Below are 24,517 nucleotides of genomic sequence, written 5' to 3' on the forward strand. Positions count from 1 at the left end.
ACGATTGAGGCACGTCTGTAGGCGGGCCTTAACCCGCCCGCGTGGGCCTACACACCGCCCATGCAGACGTACTTCACTTCGAGATAGTCTTCGATCCCATATTTCGATCCCTCTCTACCTAGGCCGCTTTCCTTGACGCCTCCAAACGGGGCAACTTCTGTGGAGATCAATCCTTCGTTGACGCCGACGATGCCGTATTCGAGTGATTCGGATACCCGCCAGATACGACCGATATCGCGGCCATAGAAGTACGAGGCCAGTCCAAATGGCGTGTCGTTCGCCATCTCAATCGCCTCCTCCTCGGTCTGGAACCGAAAGATCGGAGCAACTGGACCAAACGTCTCCTCTGAGAAGATGCGCATGTCGCGGGTTGCATTGGCGAGCACAGTTGGCATGAAGAAGTTTCCGCCGCGCGCGTGATAGTCACCGCCCACCACAACACTCGCGCCACGCGAAACTGCATCGGTGACGTGTTCCATGACTTTCTTCGCTGCGGCAACATCGATGAGTGGGCCAATCGTCGTTTCGGACTGCCGTCCGTCGCCGACTACCATCTTGCTCACTTCCTCAGCCAGCCTAGCCACAAAACGGTCATAGATCCCGTCCTGAACCAGAAGCCGATTCGCACATACGCAAGTCTGACCGGCGTTCCGAAACTTGGAGGCCAGCGCACCTTTCACGGCCGCTTCGATATCCGCGTCATCGAAAACAATGAACGGAGCATTTCCACCCAGTTCCATCGACGCTTTCTTGACCGTCGCTGCACATTGAGCGAGCAGAACTTTCCCGATTTCAGTGGACCCGGTGAAAGACAGCTTCCTCACTATCGGATTCGCCGTGAGTTCTCCTCCGATGGCACTCGCCGAACCGGTGATGCATGACAGGACTCCAGGCGGGACGCCCGCTCGTTCAGCCAGCACGCACAGTGCGAGCGCGGAGAACGGAGTCTGACTCGCAGGCTTAAGGACCATCGTGCATCCGGCCGCAAGCGCTGGGCCTACCTTGCGGGTGATCATTGCCGCTGGAAAGTTCCACGGTGTAATCGCTGCGCAAACACCGATGGGCTGCTTCAGAACGACAATCCGCTTGTCGGGCTGATGTCCCGGGATCGTATCGCCGTACACACGCTTTGCCTCCTCCGCGAACCACTCGAGAAAGCTCGCTGCATAGGAAATCTCGCCGCGGCTTTCACTCAGGGGCTTGCCTTGCTCCAACGTCATCAGAAGAGCGAGATCGTCCTGATGAATCAGCATCAGCTCAAACCACCGGCGCAAGATCTGCGCCCTGTCCTTGGCAGTCTTCTTCGACCAAGAACGGAGCGCTCGATTCGCCGACTGGATCGCCCGGGTAGTTTCGGCGGCCAACATCCGAGGAACGGTACCGACGAGCTCACCGGTTGCCGGGTTGTTGACCCTCAGCACCGTGCCATCGTCGGCATCGATCCACTCTCCGTTGAGATAACATTGCTGCCGGAACAGCTCTGGGTCCTTTAGGCCCAGCGTTACGCCGGTAATGCTCTGTTGCATGCGTGACTCCTGTCTGAAACTATTTGTTTGCTGCGCGTGCTGGTTCACTCTTCTGTATGCCGGTTACCGTTCGGTGCCAGTGACGAGATCTCTCAGCTTGAAACGCATGATCTTTCCGGAACCGGTTCGTGGAATACCGTCAACGACCCGGACGCTCGCCGGAAGCTTGTAGGCTGACAGCCGGGTGGAGCAGTGCTCTTTGAGCCCATCCGCATCAACGCTTTCACCAATACGGGCAACCACAAACGCGACCGGAACCTCTCCAAGCATGGCGTGCGGTACACCGACAACCGCGCAGTCCGCCACACCGGCGTACGTCATGATGGCCTCCTCGACTTCGGCCGGCGCAATGTTCTGGCCCCCGCGGATAATGACTTCCTTGAGACGACCGGTAATGATCAAATAGCCAGCCGCATCGTGCTTCGCCAGGTCGCCCGTGTGATACCAGCCGTCCTTCAGAGCGGCAGCCGTCTCGTCAGGTTTGTTCAAATAGCCTTTCATGACGTTGGGTCCTCGGACGATCAACTCGCCCTCCTTACCAACGTCCACATCCCTCCCGTCCACCGGATCGACGATACGCGTCTCTACTCCAGGAATTGGCAGGCCACAAGACCCCATGACACGCGTCCCGGAGTTCCAGTTCATCGTGACCATTGTGGAAGTCTCGGTGATGCCATATCCATCGAGAAGCGACACGCCGAAGCGACGCTCAAATTGCTCATTCACCGCGGCTGGGAGAATCGCGCCCGCGCTGAGGCAGACACGCAGACTGTCGAAGCGCAACGAGGGAGTCTCACGCGTTGCCTCGAGAAGGTAGTGAAACATCGTTGGTACACCCGGGAATACGGTGTACTCGCCCGTCTGCAGCAACCGCAAAGCCTCCGCTGTCGAGTACTTTTCCCCGACGTACTCAGTGGCACCCACTGCGAGAATTCCGAGAACGGAGAGGTTGAGAGCGTACGAGTGAAACAGGGGCAAGAAGGACAGGACCTTATCCCTCTCATTAAGGCCCGCAATGGGCGCCCAGCACGCAGCAACCACCCACAGCATGCTGCGGGTGGTTAGTACCACGCCCTTTGCCTTACCCGTCGTTCCGGATGTGTAGACAACGAATGCCGGCGCATCAATGTCGGAAGCTTCGCGTGGTAGGTCGCCAGTACCTTCGTTGATCAGTTCTGCAAACGAGTTCTCAGATGGAGGCTCGTTGGCATTCTGAACTTCAATCACCAATGAGCGAATTCCCAGATCTCGAGTCAGCGCATCGAGTTGTACCCCTTTGGCAGTGCTCGTGATGGTCACCGCGCATTGAGCGTCTGCCAGACGATAACCAATCTCGGCATCCGTGGCGTCGATGCTGATTGGCACTGCCACGGCCCCGGCCCGCACAATCGCCAGTACACTCACAACCCAGTTGACCGAACTCGGTAGCATGACAGCGACGCGGTCTCCTTGAGCGACTCCAAGTCTTTCTAGGTGGCTTGCCAGATTGGCTGTGGCAGTGTTCAACTCTGCGTAGGTCACCGACCCTGCTGCGTCTTGGAACGAGACCTTCTCGCCCCGTTGGCTGGCGTGCCGGCGAAGAAGTTCCGATACCGGAACAATTAGTTCTGTGTGAATCATGGTTGTCTCCCCATACTGGAAACGCTCAGCGTGCTTGCGCTCTTTTCGCCGAGCGCCCTTTCCTCAGACCATGCTGAAGCCGCCACTGATGCTGATGACCTGGCCGGTAATCCAGCTACCGCGACCCGACGCGAGCAGCACGACCAGCGGCGCGACGTCTGCGGGCTGACCAAGGCGACGCAGCGGATAGAGTTTCGTGAGCTTCTCCCTGTTCGCCTCCATGAACTCGGGATCGTGAGCGGTCTCGATCAGCCCCAGCGCGACCGCGTTTGCCGTGGTGCCACCACGGGTCTCGCGAGCAATCGACTTCATCAGTGCGATGTTCGCGGCTCGTGCCGCCGCACCGATGGCCAGGCCGGATTCGCCAACCCGCGAAGAGTCGCCCATGATGCTGATGATCCGGCCAGCACCTTTTTGCTCTTCGAGATGGGGAAGCGCCGCTTGCGTGCAGTTCAACGTGCCGTACAGGCAGACGTCAATCTGCTTTCGCCACTCATCAGGAGTGGTATCGATGAATCGCTTGCGAAACACCAGGCCTGCATTGTTGACGAGGATGTTGAGCCCACCGAACGTTTCGACGGTTTGGGTCACCATCGCATCCACTTGGGCGCGATTGGCGATGTCACAGCCAATCGCGAGCGCACGTCCCCCGATGTCTTCAATTTCCTTGACCACCGACTCGGCCGCAGCCTTCGATCCGTGATAATTCACGACGACGCTTGCGCCTTCCTTGGCCAGGCCCAGGGCGATCTCGCGACCGACGTCTCGGGCGCCACCCGTGACAATGGCTACCTTGCCTTCAAGTTCGAACTGCATTCTTCTACTCCTCCGTGGAATCAAGCTTTGACTGGTGAATCAGCCGGAACAGCCGTTCCGGCGTGACAGGTAACTCAGAAATTTCAACGCCGAAAGAGCTCAGCGCATCGGCAACCGCATTCGCAATCGCCGCGGGAGATCCAATCGTTCCGCCTTCACCCATGCCGCGGAATCCGCCAAGCGTGTTGGGGGCCTCGGCCTTGAGGTGGACCATGTCGAGCGCAGGCACTTCCGGAGCCGACGGCAGCAGATAGTCGACCAGGCTGGCGGTCAAGAGCTGACCATCAGCGTCATAGACGACCTCTTCGAGCAGCGCTGCGCCAACACCCTGCGCCAGAGCCCCGCGCGTTTGTCCGGTCACAATTAACGGGTTGATAATACGACCGCAATCCTCGGCAATCACGTACTTCTGGATGTGCACGGCATACGTCTGGGGATCAACCTCGACTTGCACGAGGTGCGTTGCCGAACTCGTTGTGCCAACGACCGGATCGTAGACACGGCTTACGCACATCTCTTCCCGTACGTCTGGCGGCACCCGACCCATCTGCGAGTACAAAGCCCTTGCAAGCTCTCCAAACGAAAGCTTGCCGTCGCCCAACCTGACGCGAATGTTGCTGTCAACAATCTCCAGATCGTCGACCGTCACAGACAGCAGAAAGGCGGCGACTCTTTGCATCCGCTGACGAAGCTCCCTGGCGGCCAGGATGCCTGCCCCACTACTGATCACAGCCGTGCGGCTGGCGTAGCTACCGGTGCTGTGCGGAACCGCCGCACTATTGCCTGTCACGACCCGAAGGTCCTCCAGTCGTGCACCCAGCTCATCGGCAAGCACCTGCGCCAACGTTGTCTCGTGGCCCTGACCATGTGAGGCACAGCCAAACGAAGCCCGAATCGCACCGGTGGAATCGAGCTGAATGACGCACGTATCCGTGCCAGTATTGATCGGCATGCCCGGCGAAGCGGAGATGCGGGACCCGATGCCCGACAGCTCTGCGTAACACGCAATGCCAATGCCGATCCAACGCCCCTCCGCCCTGGCCTGTTCCTGCTCTACCCTGGCTTGCGTGTATCCAAAGCGCTCCTTGGCGGCGTGCAGTCCTTCTGTAAAGGCTGACTGATCCCACACGATGCCAACTGCCGTCTTGTAGGGAAACTGATCGGGCTGCACAAGATTGCGCTGCCGGATATCAGCGGGGTCCATACCCAGGCGGCCGGCAGCCATATCCATCAGACGTTCCATGACGAAGGTGGACGTCGGTCGCCCCACCCCGCGATACGGTCCTGTGGGTGACTTCGGCGTCGTCACGCCCCGGACATGCCCGTGATAGGCCGGCACTTGATAGGGCCCGGGCAAAAAGCTGATGACCTGAACCGGTTCGATCCCGGCCGTCCACGGGTAGATGGAGTAGGCGCCTACGTCGCCGATGACATTCGCGCGCAGTCCGACGATGCGCCCCTCCTCATCGAGCGCCAGATCCGCCGCCACGCGCTCGTCGAACGCCTGGCTGGTGGAGAGCAGGTCTTCGAGTCGATCACCAGTCCACTTTACGGCGCGACCCAGCTTTCGGGCGAGCGTACATACCAGCATTTCCTCCTGGTACACCGACGTCTTTCCACCGAATCCGCCGCCGACATCGGGTGCTATGACCGTCAACTGGTTGCCCGGCATATTGAGGAGATCTGCTAGCGCATCCCGCACGATTCCCGGCACCTGGCTGGATGTGTACAGCGTCAGAGAATCTCGCCCGGGATCGATGTCCGCAAAGTAGCACCGAGGCTCCATGGCCGCCGATGTCTTGCGGTGGAATCGGAACTTTCCCGATACCACCAGCGCCGCATTTGCGAAGGCCGCATCGACCTCACCGCGCACAAATGCGCGCTCTACCAGAACGTTGCTCTCGAAGCCCTCGTGCAAGATTGGCGCGCCGGGCTCCACTGCGGCTTCTGGATTTGTTGCGACTGGCAGCGGATCGTAGATGATCTCGATGCCATCCACTGCATCCTCTGCCTCATATCGGCTACGGGCGACAATGGCCACAACGGGCTCGCCAACAAAATGGACCACACCATTCGCGAGCGCATGAATGGGCGTTGGCTGGTAACCGCTCATGCGCGACGTCGCAATTGCGGGCTTCACCAGGTGTGCCAAGTCGGACCAGACATAGACACCCACAACACCCGGCATCGTTTTGGCCACGGCGGTATGGATATCGACGATGCGCGCGTGCGGTTGATCGCTCCGTACCAGCGCCATTTGGAGCGCATGTCCAGCGGGCACATCGTCGACATAGCGCCCCAGGCCCGTCAGCAGCCTGGCGTCCTCCACTCGGCGGACAGGCTTACCGACAAACTTCTGCCCTTCCCTGCCGCAATCCGCCTCGGTATCCTGCGGCTGAGCGACTTGAGTGTCTCGGTCATTCATATGCTTCCGCCCCCTTTCGGAGCTGCTCCCACTGCACCGCATCGTGACCAAAAAGTACCGTGGCGCCGGCCCGTTCCAAACGCTGAATCTCGCGAAGTGAGGCCATCGCTGCATTCGGGTCCCACGTATTGCGGGGCATCACTTCGCGATCGAGGTTCTCACGCAAGGCCACAGCGTCTGCCGCCAGGAGGAAGCTGCCATCTCGCGACAAATTCACCACAGCCCCGAGCGTGCCGGGCGTATGGCCGGGCAGCGGCAGGAGCGTCAGTCGGCCATCTCCGAAGAAATCGTGCTCGTTGTCGACCGTAACGGTGGGCATCGGGTGTTGCCAGTCCGCCGGGATATAGCCACGCTGAATGGCCTCGCTTCCCTGTGCGGCCTCCAGTTCTTTGCTATGGCAATAGATCGTTGCGCGCTTGAAGAACTCATTGCACCCACAATGATCCGAATGGAAATGGGAGTTGATGACAACGTCAATGTCTTCGGGCATCAAGCCGAGCGCTGAAAGTTCGGACACGACGTTGTCCTGTTCTCCACCGATAGGCACCATGGCCTTGGCCATCGTGCCCCACCGGCTAGCTGCATCGTGAGTCGTGCTGGGGTGGCATCCCGTGTCAAACAGAATGTTGCCCTGCGCATGACAAAGCAGAACGCAAGATACGGGCAAGTCGATCGTCTCGGTGCGCTCTGCCTCAGGTAGATAAACGCTCTTTCGCATGCGCAGCCGACCGCCGCTCAGGATATGCATCTTCATGGGACGTCTCTTTGTCTATTCCTGATTGGTATCTGCCGCAGCATCGCGCAAGGCATTGCGCGCGGCGATGCACGTGTGCATCGCTTCCACGATTCCCTGGTAGCCGGTGCAGCGACAGAGGTTTCCCGACAGAACGTCGCGGATCTCTTCCTCCGAAGTCAGGGGGTACTTTGCGAGGGCGTCGGAGCACGTCGCCAACATGCCGGGCGTGCAGAACCCGCACTGAAGACCGTGGTGCTCCCGGAAGGCTTCCTGCAATGGGCTGAGGGCGTCAATTGTGCCCATGCTTTCTACCGTCCGGACGTCGCAGCCATTGGCCCGCACGGCAAGCATCAAACACGAGCGGACACTATCCCCGTCGACCATCACGGTACAGGCACCACACACCCCGTGTTCGCATCCAACATGGGTACCCGTGAGGCCGAGGGTGTGTCGCAGAAAATCGGAAAGCAGCAGACGCGGTTCAACCTCGCGCTCGCACGGCTCACCATTAATCAGCATCCAGACTGGCTGGAGGGGAATCTTTGAATCGCTCATGTCTTGTCTCCAATCGCACGTTGCCATGCCTTGCGCAACACGCGCTCCATGAGAACACCAGCCAGGTGACGGCGAAATTCCGGCGATGCGTGCAGGTCGAGACTCGGCTCGAGTGTCGCGCAAGCGGCTCGCACCGCCTCGGCAATCACGGGCTCCGACAGGGATTTCCCAAGCAGGATTTCCTCGGCTTGCGTACGTCGCAAGGGCGTGTCACCGACCCCCATCATGGCGACACGTGCCTGGTGAATGGTGCTGTCGCGCACCTCAAGGAGGACACCCACCGCGGCCAAGGCAAAGTCACCGGCGCGACGCGCGAACTCCTGAAAGCACCAACCCATACCGGCGGGTAACCCGGGGGCCTCGACACGAATCACCATCTCATCTTCTTCGAGCGCATTGGTGAGTGGCCCCAGGAAGAAGTCCTTGGAATCGATTGACCGCTCACCGCGGACCGAGCGGGCTACAATCTGCGCGTCCAGAAGGCGGGAAATCATTGGCAGCTCCGCTGCGGGATCTGCATGAGAGAGGCTGCCGCCGATGGTTCCCCGATTCCGAATGGCCAAGTGAGCGACGTGCACCATCGTTTCCGGGATCACCGGGAAGCGGCTTGCAACGAGGGGCGAGGTCTCCAGCACGCGATGACGCGTCAGGGCTCCGATCGTCAGCCCGCCATCCGAACGCGGGCGCACATAGTCGAACTCAATGAGGCGACTGACATCAATGATCAGACTCGGGCGCACGACCCGGAAGTTGAGCATGGGCGTCAGGCTTTGCCCGGCGGCCATGATCTTGGCGTCCCCGCCATGGGCCGCGAGCAACTCGACGACCTCGTCGATGGTGTCGGGCGCACGGTAGTCAAAGGGTGCTGGTTTCATTTCAGTTCTCGTCAGCGGCCCTGGAACTTCGGCTCGCGCCGCGCGGCAAATGCCTCACGACCTTCGCGATAGTCGTCACTACCCGCTGCTGCCGCGATCATCGCCTCGGCGCGCGCCAGATCCAAGCCGCTCGTGCTTCCGACCATTCCGTTGAGTTGGTACTTGGCGCCTGCCATGCTCAGCGGCGCATTGACCGTGAGCGAGGAGGCAAAGGCTCTCGCATCGGCCATCGGATCCCCGCCCTGTGCTGGCCGCGCTTTGGCGCCGATCAGTCGCTCCCAGAAGGAGAGTGCGGGCTTGTCGTTTTCCAGGCCGGCGACGCGATCCACGAATCCGATGCTGAGAGCCTTCGTAGCATCGAAGCGTTGCGCGCCGTACAGAATCATCTTCGCTTGGGATACCCCAACAAGGGACAAAAGTTTGCGCGTTCCCTTCACACCATAGATGATCGAGAGGCGGGCAGCAGGGATGCCAAACATCGCATCGGCAGCAGCGAAGCGGAAATCGCAGGACATTGCCAGATGCGCACCGCCGCCCAGACAATAGCCCCGCAGCACCGCAATGGTGGGCTTCGAGATCTTGGTAATCGCATCACAGCAAGCGTCTACCGCCACCTCATAGGCCGTCGCCTGCGCAACATCGGAACGCACCTTCTCAAACTCCGCGATGTCAGCGCCTGCGCAGAAGTCCTTTTCTGCACCGGTGATCAGCACAGCTCGAACCTCCGGATTCCTGTCCAGGGCGGCGAGAATGGTCGGGATTGCCAGCCACATCGCGTACGTCATCGCGTTGCGGCTCTTTGGGCGATTGAGGGTTACCACAGCGATCTGGTCGGAGATCCAAACCTTGATCTTTTCCGACGTCAAAACATCCATCACTGCAGCTTGGTGTGCAGCAGGGCTCGGCGCAGCCTCCTGCGAGTGGGGCGTTGGCGCGCTTTTCGCTGGAGCGGCCGAAGCAGGCGACTCATCCGCAGCGCGGTGCGCCGCACCATGCGATTCCACTGCAGCACTCGCGGTGGCAGCGTGGTTCGCAGCGGAGGCCACCGACTCGGCGGATTCCGCTGCAGGCGCCCCGGCTACCAGCTCGTTGATATCAAAAGACGCCCCGTTGGCGGGAGCCGCCTTCTCCGCCCGAGAATTAACCTGCTTGCCGAACAGATCGAAGAAGTCGTCAGCCGATTTTCGGGCGGCGGCATCAATCATGCGTGAGCCGAGCTGTGCCAGCTTCCCGCCCACGTTAGCCTTGACGCCGTACCGGAGCATCGTGACGGTCGGCTCAAGCGCGTCGAGCGAAACTTCAATATCCGCCTTGGCAAATCCTGCTGCGCCGCCGGACCCTTCTCCGGTCAGGGTATAGCTTTTGGGAGGCACCATGTTGGACAGGGAGACCTTACCGGCAAAGCGTGCTTTGATCGGACCGACTTTTGAAATGACCGTTGCCGTGAACTCGTTATCAGCGGTCCGCTCGAGCGACTCGCATCCAGGGATGCTCGCTTGTAGTACGGCGGGGTCATTGAGAGCCTCCCACACCAACTCGCGCGCCGCCTCGAGGCGTGCCTCACCAACCATTTCCATCTGTTGTCCCTCCTGTTATCTGAGCTTTTCCGTTCAATCCGACAATGCTTGCAGCACTGTTCGAACCGCTTCGGGAATGGGCACGGGTCGATTTGTAGCGCGATCAACGTAGACATGAACGAAGTGCCCCAAGGCGGAACACTCTTCGGCATCGTTTCGGAAAAGAGCAATTTCATAGCGGACACTGCTTTTTCCCAGATGCACCACCTTGAGTCCGACGTTGACAATGTCCGGAAACCCCATGGATGCGAAGAAGGTGCACCGTGTCTCAATGACGAGGCCTACGACCTCGCTGGAAGCGATATCGAGAGCGCCACGTTCAATGAGGTGTCGGTTCACGGCGCTGTCGAAGAACGCGTAATACACAACGTTATTGACATGGCCATAGGAATCGTTGTCGCCCCAACGAGTCGGCATCGTTTCGAAATGCCAATATGACTCGCGCCGGGTGGGAACAGCTTTCTCGCTCACAGCGCCTCCTGGTACAAAGAAACGGCATCATCGAAGCCAAGCTCTCGCGGATTGTTGATCAGCAGCCGTGTTTGCTTCATCGCATCACACGCGAGCAGGTTCACATCGAGGTCGGAAATTCCAACATCGCGCAAACGCGTCGGAAGACCGAGATCGCCGGCGAGGTCACCTAGGTACTTTGCCAGGGCTTGAGCCTTCTGGTGCTCGCTTCCTGTCGCCCTTGGCATGACGATAGGCGCCAATTCCGCATACTGGCCGGCCGCGCTCACCATGTTGAACCGGATTACAGGTGCGAGGACCAGCGAGTTGGACAAGCCGTGCGGCACATGAAATCGCGCGCCGATTGGATACGCCAACGCATGTACTGCAGCAACGGGAGCGTTCGCGAAGGCCATACCAGCTAGACAGGCGCCAATCAGCATATGCTCGCGAGCCTCCAGATCTCCCCCGTCGACGCACGCTCGCCGAATTGATCCGGAGAGCAGACTGAGCGCTTCGCGAGAAAGACAATCAGAGATGGGATTCTTCAGCCGTTTGCTGGTAAACGCCTCGACGGCATGAACCATGGCATCGATGCCAGTCGCGGCGGTTACTTGGGACGGCAGTCCTAACGTCAACTCAGCATCGAGCAGAGCCACATCGGGCAGAAGCACTGGAGAGACGACACCCTTCTTTTCCCCCACCCCAGTGGTCACGATCGAAATCGGCGTTACTTCGGAACCGGTACCAGCGGTCGTCGGCACGAGGATCAGCGGTAGGCGCGGGCCCTTCGCCTGATTGACGCCATAGACTTCTGCGATCTGTTCGCCGCTGCAGGCCAGCAAGGCTGCTAGCTTGGCAGCGTCCATCGAGCTTCCGCCACCAAAGCCTACAACGCAATCCACCTCGGCAGTTCTTGCGGCAGCAACCGCTGCAAGAATCACGTGTTCCGGCGGGTCAGCTTGCACATCCGAAAACACCGTTGCGCGCAGACCATGATTAGCAAGTCCTGCCAACGCTCCCTCGAGAACGCCCGCGGCCAGCAGACCCGGATCCGTGACTATGAGCACACTGCTGCAGCCCATCGCCGCAATGCGCTCATGCAACTTCGCGGCGCCGCCACGTTCGACTACCAACGACCGAGTATTGTGAAATTCGAAGCTTTTCATGACGATGGGTTAGGTGCTGAGTGTCACTTGCATTATTAGACTATTTAACTTGCTGCGCAAGATAAAACTTGAGCTTTTTGGCTCAATGCAACCTGTTAGGCACTTGCATTAACGAGGGAAATCCCTAGAAGGTGAAGGAGACGCCGGTTTTGTATGCGCAACGCTAGGTGCCATGACTGTAGTCCGGCCGGCGGTGCACTGCCCTCTCCCGAAATGCTCAGGTGGTCCGCCATGGATGTCGTCAGAAACAGATCGTGCTCGCCGCAACTAGAAGCAACCAAGTCTGCACGTCGGACATTCGCAGAAAGGTCACCACTTCCCGGGGGCGGCAGTTGGATCGAAGGAATCCGGCTCGTTCACAGCAACCAGTTGATGTCACAACGCAGCTCGCTGTATATGAGCCTCCCCCAAAAATCTGGAGATGCGACTCGCCACGGGGCTGTCGAATGATTCTTATCGTTCCGGGCTAAAGAGCCGCAATGGGGAGTTGTGTGCGCAGCCTTTGCAGCGTTGTCGCAGGATCTTCGCCGCTCGTGTCGATTGTCAGGTCCGCTCGGGCGTAGAGAGGCGCTCGCGCATGAAGAATGTGACGCAGATCGGCCATTGCTTCGCCGCTGCCTTCCATGGGGCGGATATCACCCTGGGCAACTACTCGCGCCATATGCTCTTCCGGTGACGCCCGCACCCAGACGGTATAGCACCGCGTCAAGAGGAGATTGAACGTAGCCGGCTGAGACACCAGACTACCGGGTGCGGCTAACACGAACCGGTCGTGCTCGAGCACAGTGCGCTCGAGCGCCCGTAACTCATAGCGACGGTAGGCCGCCTGCCCATACAGCGCATGTATTTCCGACAGACTTGTGCCAGCCTCTCGCTCAATTTCGGCGTGCAACTCTATAAACGGCACATCCCGGGCCTCGGCCAGCGCCCGGCCCAGCGTAGACTTGCCAGCTCCCCGCAGGCCAATAAGCGCGATACGGCGATTACGCGCGTCACAGCCCGCTCCCGTTGGCGCAAAAGCATGGCGAAATACTTCGCGCGCACGCATGAAGTCTTCGTCCGACAATCGTGCCAACCACTGGATCATTTGAGCGAAATCGGCTGCATGCTGCCCTTTAAACCCTTCCACATCCGCTAGCACCACCGGCAGCGTCACGTCCAACGCACTCGCTACTTTGCGCAACAGCAGCACCGAAGCGTTGCCAGCGCCGCCTTCCAGCACTGCCAAATAGCGCTCCGAGACGCCGGCATGTCGCGCCAGATCCTTGCGCGACATACCCCGCGATGCTCGCAGCGAGCGGATGCGCTCTCCCAACGCCAGAAGGTCGTGGTCGCCCTTGTCGTGAGGGGACGTGGCTTGCTGCGTCTCGGCGCAGGGATCAGGAGCCAGGCCAGGAGTTCGATTGCGGCGCATGACTAGAACGTCAGCTCTGAACGGGCAAGTCGCTCCGGGCATGAAGCAACTATGACGACTACTTTCCAATCAATGGGCACTTACTCTCCGCTAGCGGTCGGAAAGCTTCGTTCGCGGGAATCGTCTTCAACAGAGACAGGTAGTCCCACGGATACTTGGACTCGCCCGGTGCCTTGACCTGATAGACGTACATGTCATGGACCATGCGACCGTCGGCCCGAATGTGGCCGTTTGTTGCGAAGAAATCGTTGATCGGCATTTCCCTCATTTTCGCCATGACAGCGCTAGCGTCGTCGGTGCCAGCAGCCTGGACGGCCTTGAGATAGTGCATCGTCGATGAGTAGTCTCCTGCGTCGCCCATATGCGGCATCCGCTTCATCTTGTCGTAGAAGCGCTTCGCCCAGGCACGCGTGGCTTCGTTACGGTCCCAATAGAACGCAGTCGTGAGGACAAGCCCTTGAGCTTGCTTCAGGCCAAGGGCGTGGATATCTGTATCCCACACCAGTAGACCAGCGATCTTCTGCTTTCCAGTGAGTCCGAATTCCGACGCAGCCTTCATTGCGTTGACGAATCCTTTACCAGATCCGGCCAGCGCCACCACTTTCGCCTTGGAAGCCTGCGCCTGAAGCAAGAATGAAGAATGATCGCTCGCGTCCACAGGGTAGCGAATTGCTCCCACCACAGTGCCGCCGCTGGCCTTCACAACTTGCATCGCATCCGCCTCAAGTGAGTGACCGAAGGCATAGTCCGCGGTAAGGAAGTACCACGAATCAAACTTCTGCCCAATCAGAGCCTTTGCTGTGCCAGTAGCAAGGGCATAGGTGTCATACGTGTAATGGATACTGTTTGGCGTGCATGCTTCGCCTGTAAGTCGTGACGACCCGGAACCGTTGATGATAGCGATCCGGTTTTTCTCCTTCGCGACGTTTACGACGGAGAGTGCGACCGCAGAATTGATCAGGTTCGTGACCAAGTCCACTCCACGAGTGTCAAACCACTCCCGTGTCCGCGTAGCTGCCACGTCAGGCTTGTTCTGGTGGTCAGCCACGATGACTTCAATTGGCTTGCCCAGGACTTTGCCGCCAAAGTCCTGCACAGCCATCTTCACCGCAGTGACGGCACCCTCCCCGGATTCGTGTGAGAACTGCCCTGACATATCGGTCAGCACACCGATCTTCACCGCATCATCCGAAATCTTGCTTTGAGCCTGCACGTGCCCGGCAATCGTGAAGAACGATAGTGCGGCATAAATGCTCGATAAGACACTCTTTTTCATTTCTGTCTCCGTCGTCTGAACTCAACAATGCAAGCGATGAAAACATCGCCTTCCTCCTAAATACCCTTGCTTTTTGCCAAAGCGTAGCCATTACAATTTAGTTATGCAAGTAACTTTTTCCCTAGGGGCCTTCGGGAGGAGGCAATTCCTAGGGAGTCAAGCGGCGGGAGGGATAAGCACGCGCAAGTCGGAGGCGCCGAGGATGGACCGGGGATCGCCCCGGAGAAAATGCTGGCCTCGTCGCGGATGGACGAGGCAGAGGGATGGCTGAGGCTGGAGCGACTAGCGACTAAGCCGCAGCCGAAAGGGGCGCGTTCAGTTGATAGCGGAGGGTGTAAGAAACATCACGAGGATTTAGCTCCTCGCCGCACTGGGTACAGACCACCTTGGCGTAGAAATCGTGATCACAGTCGCTATGCCGCAGCGTTAGCGGCGGCTTACCCCCCGAGAGCCACTTGTCGCCCCAGCGCATCATCACGAGCATCGCCCCGTAAAGATCAATCCCCATCTCAGTCATGAGATATTCAAAACGAGCGGGGCGCTCCTGATATTGGCGCTTAGTGATGACCCCCTCTTCAGTCAGGCGCTGTAGCCTGTCGGCAAGAATGTTTGTAGCAATCCCTAAGCGAGACTGAAATTCATCGAACCGACGCACTCCGTAGAAGAACTCGCGTATGACTAGAAACGACCAGCGATCGCCAATAATCTGCAGCGTTCTGGCCACCGAACATGGCCGAACACGTTCCAATACAGCAGGATCAGAAGTCCGCCGCGACCGCTTCCTTACTTCAGTGCGAACCTCGCTGCCAGCTCCAGGACCATCCCGGTACCGCACCCGCTTTGCTTCGATGCTCTGATTGCAGTGCGAGCAAGCAACACGCGGGGAACACGAATGGCCACAAGACTTGTGGAATAACTGCAGTGGCGGCAAGCCGTCGCCGGCGAGCCATTTGTCCCCGAACGCAAGGAGGGAGAGCATTGTCGGATACAGGTCGCGCCCCGCGTCAGTAAAGCGGTATTCATGCCGGCCACCAACCGGCACCTTTGTCAGAATCCCAAGTTCGGTGAGTTTCGTAAGGCGTTGTACAAGCGTCGTCCGAGGTACTTGAAGCAGCGCCTGAAATTGCTCGAACCTCCGAACACCGAAGAAACACTCACGCAGAACCAGGAAACCCCAAGCATCCGAGAGAATCTCCACAGTTCGCGCGACCGACGAATACCGCTCGACGGAGGCGAACTTTGCGTCGCCCGCATTGTGACCGGCAAGCGCGTTTGCTGATTTCGCAAGTTTCATATGTTGGTCTGCAATTCGCTCGGTGATGGACTGTATGACACGAACGGAAATTATAGTCCAGTTCTGCAAGTCGCACTCGACACGCTCATATAGCGGTGTAAGTCATGCTTCTTGGAGTAGCCCATGACCCGTTGCTGTTCACACTGGTGCGCTAGCTATTTGCAGCGAGCTATTGCCCAAGTGCGCTAGACCCACTGTAGATTTTTACGTTCTGTAAGGGATGTGAGCTGTGCTGCTGCTGCAGCTGCTAGCGCTAGAAATCGGGGCTGAGAGGTAGTGGGATCAAACTTGTTATCTTTGCGGCGCTCACCACAACCGATCACTCGAAGAGCCTATGCCGAATGGTACGCCGTGCAGCCTCCATGAACATCGCCGTCAGCTTTGGCCTGGAGAAGGCGAATCGCACAATCATAACCCGGTCAGACGCAGGTCAAGCGCGATAGCTAATCCATTGATAACAAACAGGAATCCGTCCTGCACGACTCGAACGTTCGGTTGCGCTACCCAACTGAGCCAGGAGTGGCCCGATGGAGAGGACAAAGGGGAACTCGCTTGAGCTACTCCTCTATCGCGTCATTGGTACGCATATAGCGCGTGATGCCTCAAGGTTTCGCCAGGGGACAGGCAATGCCCCCAGCTAAGAACGCATTCAAGACACCTTGACCGAATACCCTCTTCAGGTAAGGAACCTCAAACCATCTGGTCTGACGCCACTACGTGTACACCTGCGGGCGCAGACTTAGCGGCTTGCAACAGTGCCATCGCAATCTCGTGCGCGGGATTGAGACGCCAAGCGCGGGGAAGAATGGAATCGACCTGCCTCAAAGCATTGACGAAGAGTCGTTCCCCAAGGCGGAACTCCGAACGATGACCGTCTATCAGCCCTGGCCGCACATATGTGAGCGAGCTGAACGGCAGAGTCGCCAAATCATCCTCCAATTCCCCCTTCACCCTGTTATAGAAGAATCGCGAAGACACGCTTGCGCCGATGGCGGAGTTCAATACAAAGGTCGGCGTGCCATGGATACTTGCGCGCCTCGCAACCTCAAGGGGATAGTCGTGATCGACACGTCGGAAGGCTTGTCGAGAGCCTGCGGCACGCATCGTGGTTCCGAGAGTACAAATGACGGCATCAGCGTTCCACCAAGGCGCATCATCAGGTAAGTGCTCATAGTCCACGAAAGGTGCCACGAGCTTGTCGTGTCCTGGGAGCTGACGTCTTGTTGGTGCCACAACGCGTTGAACGAGGGGGTCCGCCAACGCCAGTTCGAGAACTTGCTTTCCAACAAGTCCCGTCGAGCCAACCAACAAGATATCCAAGTCTCTCTCCCACGTGAAGTGCCCTGCCGTATGGAGCCAAGGCACACGCGCAATCTTAGCCTTCGTACATATGGAACACCTTGGCAACGATTTGCCAAGTGCCGTTCAGCTTCAGAAGCGTATGGAAATCGGTGTAGTCCGCACCGATGGCGTCCTTCTCCATGTCCACTCGCACCACCGCAGTGGTCGGCGTGATCGCGATGACGTCGATACGCGTTTTGATATCAGGGGCCGTGCCGTGGGTCTGAACGAAATCGAGCAGGTTCTTGATAGGGCCGCCGAGCAGTTCGCCATTGGTGAAGCCATACATGACGGCATCCTTGTGGAAGGCTGCGGCGACTCCCTGGGGGCTGCCCACACGCAGCCCTTCGACGTACTTCACCACGGTTGCGACCACGTCATCGTACTCCTCAGTGGAAACAGTCTTGATGTTCTTAGACATAAAAGCTCCTAGTCTCTTCAACGAAGATTTGCGGCAACCATCGTCAAGTGGCTGCGGTTGATCGGTCAATATCTGTAATTCTCACTACAGAATACATATTGTATAGTAACCACTACAGATATTGTCAACACCTCTTTCAGGTTGCTAGAAAAGCATGTCGAGCACTTCGACCACTCCCGCCCAGTCTCGCGCGAAAGGACGGCCACGCGCATTTGATCGCGAGGCCGCACTGAACCAAGCGCTGAACGTGTTCTGGCGCAGAGGCTATGAACCCACATCCATCGCCGACCTGTGTACGGCGATGACAATCAATCCACCAAGCCTCTATGCAGCGTTCGGAAACAAGGCCAAGCTTTTCCTCGAGGCAGTCAGTCACTACGAAGCCGTCTATTGGGATGACGCATGGAAGCGCATGCACGACGAGCCCGACTTGCACGAGGCAATAAGGAGCTTCTTTTCGGAGTCTGCCGCGATTCTCTCCTCCCCTGGCGCACCATGCGGGTGCCTCGTAGTGCTAGCCGCCATCAACGTGTCACCGGACTCCCAAGAGGTCATTGAGGCATTGAAGAAGCTGCGTCAAGAGGGCAAGAACCATTTCTTGCGACGTATAGCGCGGGGAATCGAAGACCAACACCTCCCGGCCAACACTGACGTCAATGCACTAGGCGGGGCACTGAACACCCTGCTGGAAGGCATGTCGATCCCCGCGCGCGATGGCGTGTCCCATGCGGAGCTCAAAGGCATCGCAATGATGGCTTCGGCAATGCTTCCAGCGAAGCCGAAGGCAAGTAAGAAAAGCTGACGCAAATCACTCACGCCTTCCGGCCGGCGCGAACCAGGAAACGATTGTCCGTTCCTCCATCTCCTGGAACGGACACCGTCGCCCAGATTTGAAACTACGCTGGCCAGCAACGAACTTAGTTGCCAATCACCGCCTTGCCTCGACCACGCGGATCAGCGACCGGCACGGGGCTTCCATTCACGATCTGAATGGCTTGCACGTCGGTGTTGAAGAACGACGTACTTACCGTGTACCCACGCGAACCAAGCTCAGACACCAGCGAGCTGGGCAGCGGCGAGTATGGTTCATCCTGGATTTGAGTTCCTTGCGGAAGTTGATGGTGGAATCGGGGGTTCTTCACCGCACTGTCAAGCGTCATGCCATAGTCATAGACATTGGCGAGTACTTGATAGAGGTTCGTAAAGATGTGAGAACCACCAGGCGTACCGAGGACCATCGCTACCTTGCCATCCTTCAGCATGATCGTCGGCGACATCGACGACAGCGGACGCTTGCCAGGTGCCACCGCGTTGGCATCCCCACCTATGACCCCAAGAGCGTTCGGCTGCCCAGGAACCGTGGCAAAGTCATCCATCTCGTCATTGAGCACGATCCCCGCGCCCCGAACCACCACGGCGCTGCCATATGGGTTGTTCAGCGTGTACGTGTTTGACACTGCGTTACCCCATTGGTCCACCACCGAGAAATGCGTGGTGTGGAACTTCGGGGCGCCAGGCTGTACGTTCGCCGTCGGGGTAATCGAGGTTGGATTGACCTCCGCGGCACGTTGCGCAATGTAGGTTGAATCGAGCAGCCCTGCCACCGGCACATCGACAAATGCCGGATCGCCGAGATACTGCGCACGGTCCGCGAACACACGCTTCATGATTTCCGCGTTGAGATGAATGTACTGTGCGCTATTGACCGTCACCCCTTGAAACAGCGTGCTCTTCAGCGTCGATTTCATTCCGAGCAGCTGAGCCAAAGCGATGCCCCCTGAGCTGGGCGGAGGTGCCGTGAGCACGGTCATACCCTGCCAGTTGAAGGAAATCGGCTCTCTCCAGACCACCTTGTATGAAGCAAGATCAGCCTTACTAATGAGCCCCTTTCCACCATCCTGAGTCATCGATGCCACAACAAGATCGGCAGTCTTACCCTTGTAGAACTCATCTGCACCGCCCGACGAAATGCGGTCAAGCGTAGCGGCCAAGTCCGCCTGGCGAAAGAGAGCGCCCACCTTCATGGCACCAAAGTACTCGTTCAAATTGTAGGGATAGGGGGAGTTCGGATAAGTCGTATTTACCCACTTGACCCAGTCTACGGCCTGCTGCGAGGGAAGGTATCCGTCGCGAGCAAGCGCGATGGCCGGCGCCATGACTTGTTGCCATGTCAACTTCCCGAATTTCTTCTGCGCCTCCCAAAGGCCCATCACAGTTCCAGGCACGCCCACAGCCTGCGCGCCAATCACACTGCTGTTGGGATCCTGATTTCCCCTTCCGTCCTTGAACTGCAAATAGAAATCCTTCGTTGCAGCACCCGGCGCGACCTCGCGGTAGTCGAGGAAGTATGGCTTGCCGTCCATGTAGATGTTCATGAAGCCCCCGCCGCCGATGTTTCCGGCCTCGGGATAGGTGACCGCCAGCGTGAACGCCGTAGCAACGGCAGCATCTACAGCATTTCCGCCCTGCTTGAGAACCTGCTGCGCGACTTGGGCGCTGTAGTCATCGCCGGTGGCTGCGGCACCAGCCGTTAGCAGTGCTGGAGTCGTTGACGGAGTGCTGGCGCTACTACTGCTATCGTCGCTCCCGCCACACCCGGCCAAGAAGGCGGTTGTCGCGAATAGTGAAACTGAAAGACCGGTAATCCAGCGCTTTGCCAAGGGTCCTGTACGCATTTCTGTCTCCTCCAATGATGGTCTGCGTCTCGATAGTCGAGCCGACGAAGGCGACATGCACACACCGATTTCAGCGTGATCTGGATGTAGATCTTGCGGGGTGAACAAGCCGGGAGTTCCTCGCGACTCGAATTAGTTGGGCCTGTGAGGCCTCGTTGTGCAGAGGATCATAGGTGGAGCACAGCAATAAAAAAAACAATATATCTTGGTCACAAGCACTATAAAAATTGATGCTTACGGATTTCAAAATCCACTCGACCGAGACTCGATCTAGTCCTCGCCAGGTGGTGATCTGAGTACAGGTCTGCTCGCGATCTGGGCCAATCGATTTCGCACCCGCGGAAAATGTGAATCTCACAATACACAACACCCCGATAAACCTGGACGCCCCATCGAATCATCAGAATTATTGGAGGTGAGCGGGAAAATATATCGTTTTTAATCCGATTGGACCGCCGCTAGACTTCCCGACTCGATGCGAGGCCGTCCAGCCCCGTACTCGTGAACCGCTGTGCCACAGGCATGGCATTCATCGTCAGTGGCCCTGCACATTCGCAGATAACAACAACAATCTCCACGGCGGTCCATCTGGAGACCCAATGCAAAGCGCGAATCACGCCCCCACTTCGAACCCATTGCTCGACTCCGTTGCAGGCGATGCTGCTACGACTCGCAGGGTGCGCATCCCCCTCGTATGGCAGATAGCCATTGGCCTCGTTCTTGGAATCGTCGTTGGGTACTACCTCAACACCCATCCCGCGCACAAAGACTGGCTAGTCGCAGAAATGCTCAAGCCACTCGGCGACATCTTTATCAAACTAATGAAGATGATCGTGGTACCCATTGTCTTTTGTAGCATGGTGGTAGGCATCGCCGGCTCTGATGAGAGCAAGTCGTTCGGCAGCATGGGAACGAAAGCCATGGTGTACTTCTTTGGTGCCACCACGCTGGCTATCATCATCGGACTGGTCGCGGCAAACGTCTTCCAGCCTGGGGTGGGGCTTTCCGACAGCCAACTCATCCACGCACATGCTTCAGCACCTCAACTGCAAAGCACCGAATCCAACGTCCTGAAGATCGCCCTGAACATCATTCCGGATAACATCGTTACGGCGCTCGGGGAAGGCAAGCTCCTGTCGATTATCTTCTTCGCTGTCATGTTCGGACTCGCGCTGAACCGGTTGCCGGGTGAAGCGAAGAAGCCTGTCGTCGCCATGATGCGCAGCGTAGCGGAAGGCATGTTCCGCCTGACCGGCCTTATCATGGCCTATTCGCCAATCGGCGTCTTCGGCATGATTTCGGTGACCATTGCCACCTTTGGCTTTGCATCGCTTCTCCCGCTGGCCAAGCTGATTGCCGTGGTGTATCTCTCCCTCGCAATCTTTGCATTTGTCGTTCTAGGTTCGATTGCAAAGTACGCTGGTACCAACATTTTCACACTGATCCGCTATTTCAAGGATGAGCTGATTCTCGCGTTCTCGAGCGCAGCCTCTGCAGCCGTCATGCCGCAATTGATGGAGAAGCTGAAGAACTTTGGCGTACCGCCGCGCATCGTTAGCTTCGTCGTACCCGTTGGCTACGCTTTCAATCTCGACGGTGCGTCCATCTTCCTTGGCGTCGCGACCATCTTCGTTGCTCAGCTCTACGGCATCGACCTCAGCATTAGCCAGCAGATCATGTTGGTCGTGACGATGGTTCTGACTTCGAAGGGCGCAGCCGGTGTTCCGGGGTTCGCTCTGCTGATCCTCTCCGCCACACTTGCAAGTGCTGGACTTCCTCTTGAGGGTGTGGCCCTCGTAGCCGGCGTCTTCCGCATGATGGAGATGGGCACTACGACACTTAATGTCCTTGGGAACGCAATCGCTCCAATCGTTGTCGCAAAGTGGGACCGAAACGCAAAGCACGAGGTAGAGAGCAGCACCGTCTAACAGAGTGCTTTCCGTCTGGGCGTGTGCCCAGACATACCTACCAGACGGCCCGCATGCCAAGACACCCTTGGCTGCGGGCCGTTTCTATTTGTGGGCGAAGAGGTGCCCTGCCCATGCTGAAATCCCAGACAGTTACCTCTGCCGCCGCCCTGGATTCGCCTGTAGAAAAGAACGAGCTCGTTACTCCCCGAGTATCCAGAGATATCCTCGTCCAGCCATCAACAAATATCTATACGTTATTTGCATAACGATGTCTGTGCCCCACTACTCTCGATACTGTCTTTGCATGGAGCCTAGCAACGGAACAGTCGACTCACTAGACTTTCGCCATACCGCTTAAACCCATTTGCGCCAGGAGCGTAAGCCATGACCGTAGAAAATTTCAGAACCGAGCACGACCTCCTTGGCGACCGCGAGGTCTTCGCGGAGGCCTACTATGGTGTCCATACGCTGCGCGCCGTTGAGAACTTCCCAATCACGGGTACTCCAATCTCCATCTACCCGGAGTTAATCAAGGCACTTGCTGCGATCAAGCAAGCTGCAGCACTCGCCAATCACGAGCTTGGCCTGCTCGACGAGACGCGCTGTAACGCAATCGTGGCGGCCTGCAAGGAACTGATGGCCGGCGCGCTCCATGAGCAGTTCGTTGTTGACGTGATTCAAGGTGGTGCGGGAACCTCGACCAACATGAACGCCAACGAAGTCATTGCCAATCGTGCGCTGGAGCTGCTTGGCCACCGTAAGGGCGAATATCAACACCTGCACCCGAACGAACATGTCAACATTGGGCAGAGCACCAACGATGTCTACCCAACCGCGCTCAAGGTCGCTACCTGGTTTGGCATTGTCGGCCTCATCGAGGCAATGGCGGTCTTGCGACGAGCTTTCGAGGCTAAGGCCGAAGAGTTCGCCCACATCATCAAAATGGGTCGCACTCAGTTGCAAGACGCGGTACCGATGACGCTAGGACAGGAATTCAGTACGTATGCTGTCATGCTGGGCGAAGACGAACAGCGTCTTCGTGAGGCCTCAATGCTTATCTGCGAAATCAACCTCGGTGCTACAGCGATTGGAACGGGCATTACCGCACATCCTTCTTACGCACCGCTAGTTCTCCAACGCCTGCGCGAGATTACTGGCATTCCGCTGGAGACCGCACCCAACCTGATCGAGGCCACGCAAGATTGCGGATCCTTCGTACAGCTCTCTGGCGTGCTCAAACGCGTGGCGGTGAAGCTCTCCAAGACATGCAACGACTTGCGCCTGCTTTCCAGTGGCCCGCGAGCCGGCCTTGGCGAAATCAATCTGCCGCCGATGCAGGCCGGTTCCAGCATCATGCCCGGCAAGGTTAATCCTGTGATCCCGGAAGTCGTCAATCAGATCGCCTTCGAGGTCATTGGTAATGACGTCACCGTCAGCTTCGCAGCTGAGGCTGGACAACTACAGCTCAACGCGTTCGAGCCCATAATCGCTCACAGCCTGTTCAAGAGCGTCAGCCACCTTCGAAACGGATGCTTGACGCTTGCTGAGCGCTGCGTCAAGGGCATTACTGCAAACGCAGACAAGCTGCGCGCCACAGTGGAGAATTCAATCGGTGTGGTAACTGCGTTGAATCCGTACATCGGATATGCGAACGCGACGGCCGTTGCCCAGGAAGCTCACATCACCGGTGGCAGCGTCTATGACATCGTGCTGAGCAAGGGGTTGCTATCAAAGGAAGAGCTCGACCGAATCCTACGACCCGAGACGCTTACGCAGCCAGTCCCGTTGAACATTCCCACGAAGTCGAACTGAGCACTGTCGGCTAACGGCCGCTCTCCCCCGTGTGGAATCATCCTTTTTTATGCCAAAAGGTTGTGGTCGTTTAGGATGACGGTCCGACATGGGGTAGAGCGCCATGCTTCGCAAGAAGTGCAACGCTTAGACGCTAGCCCGATCTGAGAAGGCTGAAAGTTGCACAACAACTCTGAAGAGTGGGTTGATCCAGGATGAGTGCCGTAACCGGTCAACTGGGAGAAGTCTCGTTCGTTCGACTATCCCCCCCGCAAGCAACCGACGCAACTGCGACGGGCATCGGCGCTACTCACACAATTGGCGGCTCCTGCCTGCACGACGATGCAAGTGCCGGGAGAATCTACCGCCTCTCTCCAGTTCACTCGAGTCCGGATCCGGTGACTGGGTTGCAGGGGCGACCTTGCGCAGCGAGGGTCAGTCAGCCTCCCTTACCATTTCCCAGAAATCTCCCGCGCCGCGGGCAGCCTGCCACGCCTCAAATTGGGATCGCCATTGTTCTAGAGGTCCGCCATAGAGGCTAAATCTGCAACCGGGCTCGCCCGATCCATCGCTCAGGTCCCACCGCCTCTGACCGCCCCTAAGGAGACCTTTGATATCGCCAACAACGGTCATTTGATGGACGAAA

The 24,517-nt window shown here is 58.0% G+C and carries 19 protein-coding genes; 3 read left to right on the forward strand and 16 right to left on the reverse strand.

Annotation, left to right across the window (positions count from 1 at the left end; translation table 11 throughout):
• Positions 1–47 precede the first annotated feature (47 nt).
• The 15 genes from gabD to CYJ10_RS30790 form a co-directional block, all read right to left on the reverse strand.
• Positions 48–1,526, reverse strand: a complete 1,479-nt coding sequence (gene gabD, locus CYJ10_RS30715) for an NADP-dependent succinate-semialdehyde dehydrogenase (protein ID WP_101685217.1) — start codon at positions 1,524–1,526, stop codon at positions 48–50.
• A 63-nt stretch (positions 1,527–1,589) separates the two neighbouring features.
• The gene (locus tag CYJ10_RS30720; protein WP_101685218.1) at positions 1,590–3,146 is read right to left on the reverse strand and encodes a class I adenylate-forming enzyme family protein; all 1,557 of its coding nucleotides are present in this window, start codon (positions 3,144–3,146) and stop codon (positions 1,590–1,592) included.
• Between the two features lie 63 nt (positions 3,147–3,209).
• Entirely contained in the window at positions 3,210–3,962 is a 753-nt protein-coding gene (locus tag CYJ10_RS30725; RefSeq protein WP_101685219.1) for an SDR family NAD(P)-dependent oxidoreductase, read from the reverse strand.
• Between the two features lie 4 nt (positions 3,963–3,966).
• The gene (locus CYJ10_RS30730; protein ID WP_101685220.1) at positions 3,967–6,387 is read right to left on the reverse strand and encodes a xanthine dehydrogenase family protein molybdopterin-binding subunit; all 2,421 of its coding nucleotides are present in this window, start codon (positions 6,385–6,387) and stop codon (positions 3,967–3,969) included.
• Positions 6,380–7,141, reverse strand: a complete 762-nt coding sequence (locus CYJ10_RS30735) for an N-acyl homoserine lactonase family protein (RefSeq protein WP_101685221.1) — start codon at positions 7,139–7,141, stop codon at positions 6,380–6,382. The genes CYJ10_RS30730 and CYJ10_RS30735 overlap by 8 nt, the downstream gene beginning before the upstream one ends.
• A 15-nt stretch (positions 7,142–7,156) precedes the next feature.
• Positions 7,157–7,678, reverse strand: a complete 522-nt coding sequence (locus CYJ10_RS30740) for a (2Fe-2S)-binding protein (protein WP_101685222.1) — start codon at positions 7,676–7,678, stop codon at positions 7,157–7,159.
• Entirely contained in the window at positions 7,675–8,553 is an 879-nt protein-coding gene (locus CYJ10_RS30745; RefSeq protein WP_101685223.1) for an FAD binding domain-containing protein, read from the reverse strand. Before CYJ10_RS30745 ends, CYJ10_RS30740 begins: the two co-directional genes overlap by 4 nt.
• Before the next feature lie 11 nt (positions 8,554–8,564).
• Entirely contained in the window at positions 8,565–10,130 is a 1,566-nt protein-coding gene (locus CYJ10_RS34485; RefSeq protein ID WP_219621558.1) for an enoyl-CoA hydratase-related protein, read from the reverse strand.
• Positions 10,131–10,163: 33 nt separating this feature from the next.
• On the reverse strand, positions 10,164–10,547 hold the full coding sequence (locus tag CYJ10_RS30760) for an acyl-CoA thioesterase (RefSeq protein WP_180863123.1): 384 nt from the start codon (positions 10,545–10,547) through the stop codon (positions 10,164–10,166).
• A gap of 50 nt (positions 10,548–10,597) precedes the next feature.
• Positions 10,598–11,749: an iron-containing alcohol dehydrogenase gene (locus tag CYJ10_RS30765; protein ID WP_101685225.1), complete on the reverse strand. Its 1,152-nt coding sequence runs from the start codon at positions 11,747–11,749 to the stop codon at positions 10,598–10,600.
• 466 nt (positions 11,750–12,215) lie between these two features.
• Positions 12,216–13,163 carry a helix-turn-helix transcriptional regulator gene (locus CYJ10_RS30770; RefSeq protein WP_101685261.1) on the reverse strand — a complete coding sequence of 316 codons (948 nt, stop codon included), beginning with the start codon at positions 13,161–13,163 and terminating at the stop codon, positions 12,216–12,218.
• Positions 13,164–13,221: 58 nt separating this feature from the next.
• A complete protein-coding gene (locus CYJ10_RS30775; protein WP_101685226.1) occupies positions 13,222–14,439 on the reverse strand; it encodes an ABC transporter substrate-binding protein in 1,218 nt (405 codons plus the stop codon).
• Between the two features lie 289 nt (positions 14,440–14,728).
• Positions 14,729–15,733: a winged helix-turn-helix transcriptional regulator gene (locus CYJ10_RS30780; RefSeq protein WP_101685227.1), complete on the reverse strand. Its 1,005-nt coding sequence runs from the start codon at positions 15,731–15,733 to the stop codon at positions 14,729–14,731.
• A gap of 690 nt (positions 15,734–16,423) precedes the next feature.
• Complete coding sequence (locus CYJ10_RS30785) at positions 16,424–17,053, reverse strand: NAD-dependent dehydratase (protein ID WP_101685228.1); 630 nt, start codon at positions 17,051–17,053, stop codon at positions 16,424–16,426.
• Between the two features lie 55 nt (positions 17,054–17,108).
• The gene (locus CYJ10_RS30790) at positions 17,109–17,495 is read right to left on the reverse strand and encodes a nuclear transport factor 2 family protein (RefSeq protein WP_101685229.1); all 387 of its coding nucleotides are present in this window, start codon (positions 17,493–17,495) and stop codon (positions 17,109–17,111) included.
• Positions 17,496–17,649: 154 nt separating this feature from the next.
• Between CYJ10_RS30790 and CYJ10_RS30795 the strand changes: the two genes are divergently transcribed.
• Complete coding sequence (locus tag CYJ10_RS30795) at positions 17,650–18,297, forward strand: TetR/AcrR family transcriptional regulator (protein WP_101685230.1); 648 nt, start codon at positions 17,650–17,652, stop codon at positions 18,295–18,297.
• Positions 18,298–18,412: 115 nt separating this feature from the next.
• Here CYJ10_RS30795 and ggt read toward each other — a convergent pair whose 3' ends face one another.
• Positions 18,413–20,170 carry a gamma-glutamyltransferase gene (gene ggt / locus CYJ10_RS30800; protein WP_101685231.1) on the reverse strand — a complete coding sequence of 586 codons (1,758 nt, stop codon included), beginning with the start codon at positions 20,168–20,170 and terminating at the stop codon, positions 18,413–18,415.
• Positions 20,171–20,769: 599 nt separating this feature from the next.
• Between ggt and CYJ10_RS30805 the strand changes: the two genes are divergently transcribed.
• Both CYJ10_RS30805 and aspA read left to right on the forward strand, forming a co-directional pair.
• Positions 20,770–22,098, forward strand: coding sequence for a cation:dicarboxylate symporter family transporter (locus CYJ10_RS30805; RefSeq protein ID WP_101685232.1), 1,329 nt, complete (start codon positions 20,770–20,772; stop codon positions 22,096–22,098).
• 366 nt (positions 22,099–22,464) lie between these two features.
• Positions 22,465–23,892 (forward strand): aspartate ammonia-lyase, encoded by a 1,428-nt coding sequence (gene aspA, locus CYJ10_RS30810; protein WP_101685233.1) that lies wholly within the window; start codon positions 22,465–22,467, stop codon positions 23,890–23,892.
• Positions 23,893–24,517 lie beyond the last annotated feature (625 nt).

This window comes from Cupriavidus pauculus, from assembly GCF_002858765.1.
Taxonomy (GTDB): Bacteria; Pseudomonadota; Gammaproteobacteria; order Burkholderiales; family Burkholderiaceae; genus Cupriavidus; species Cupriavidus pauculus_B.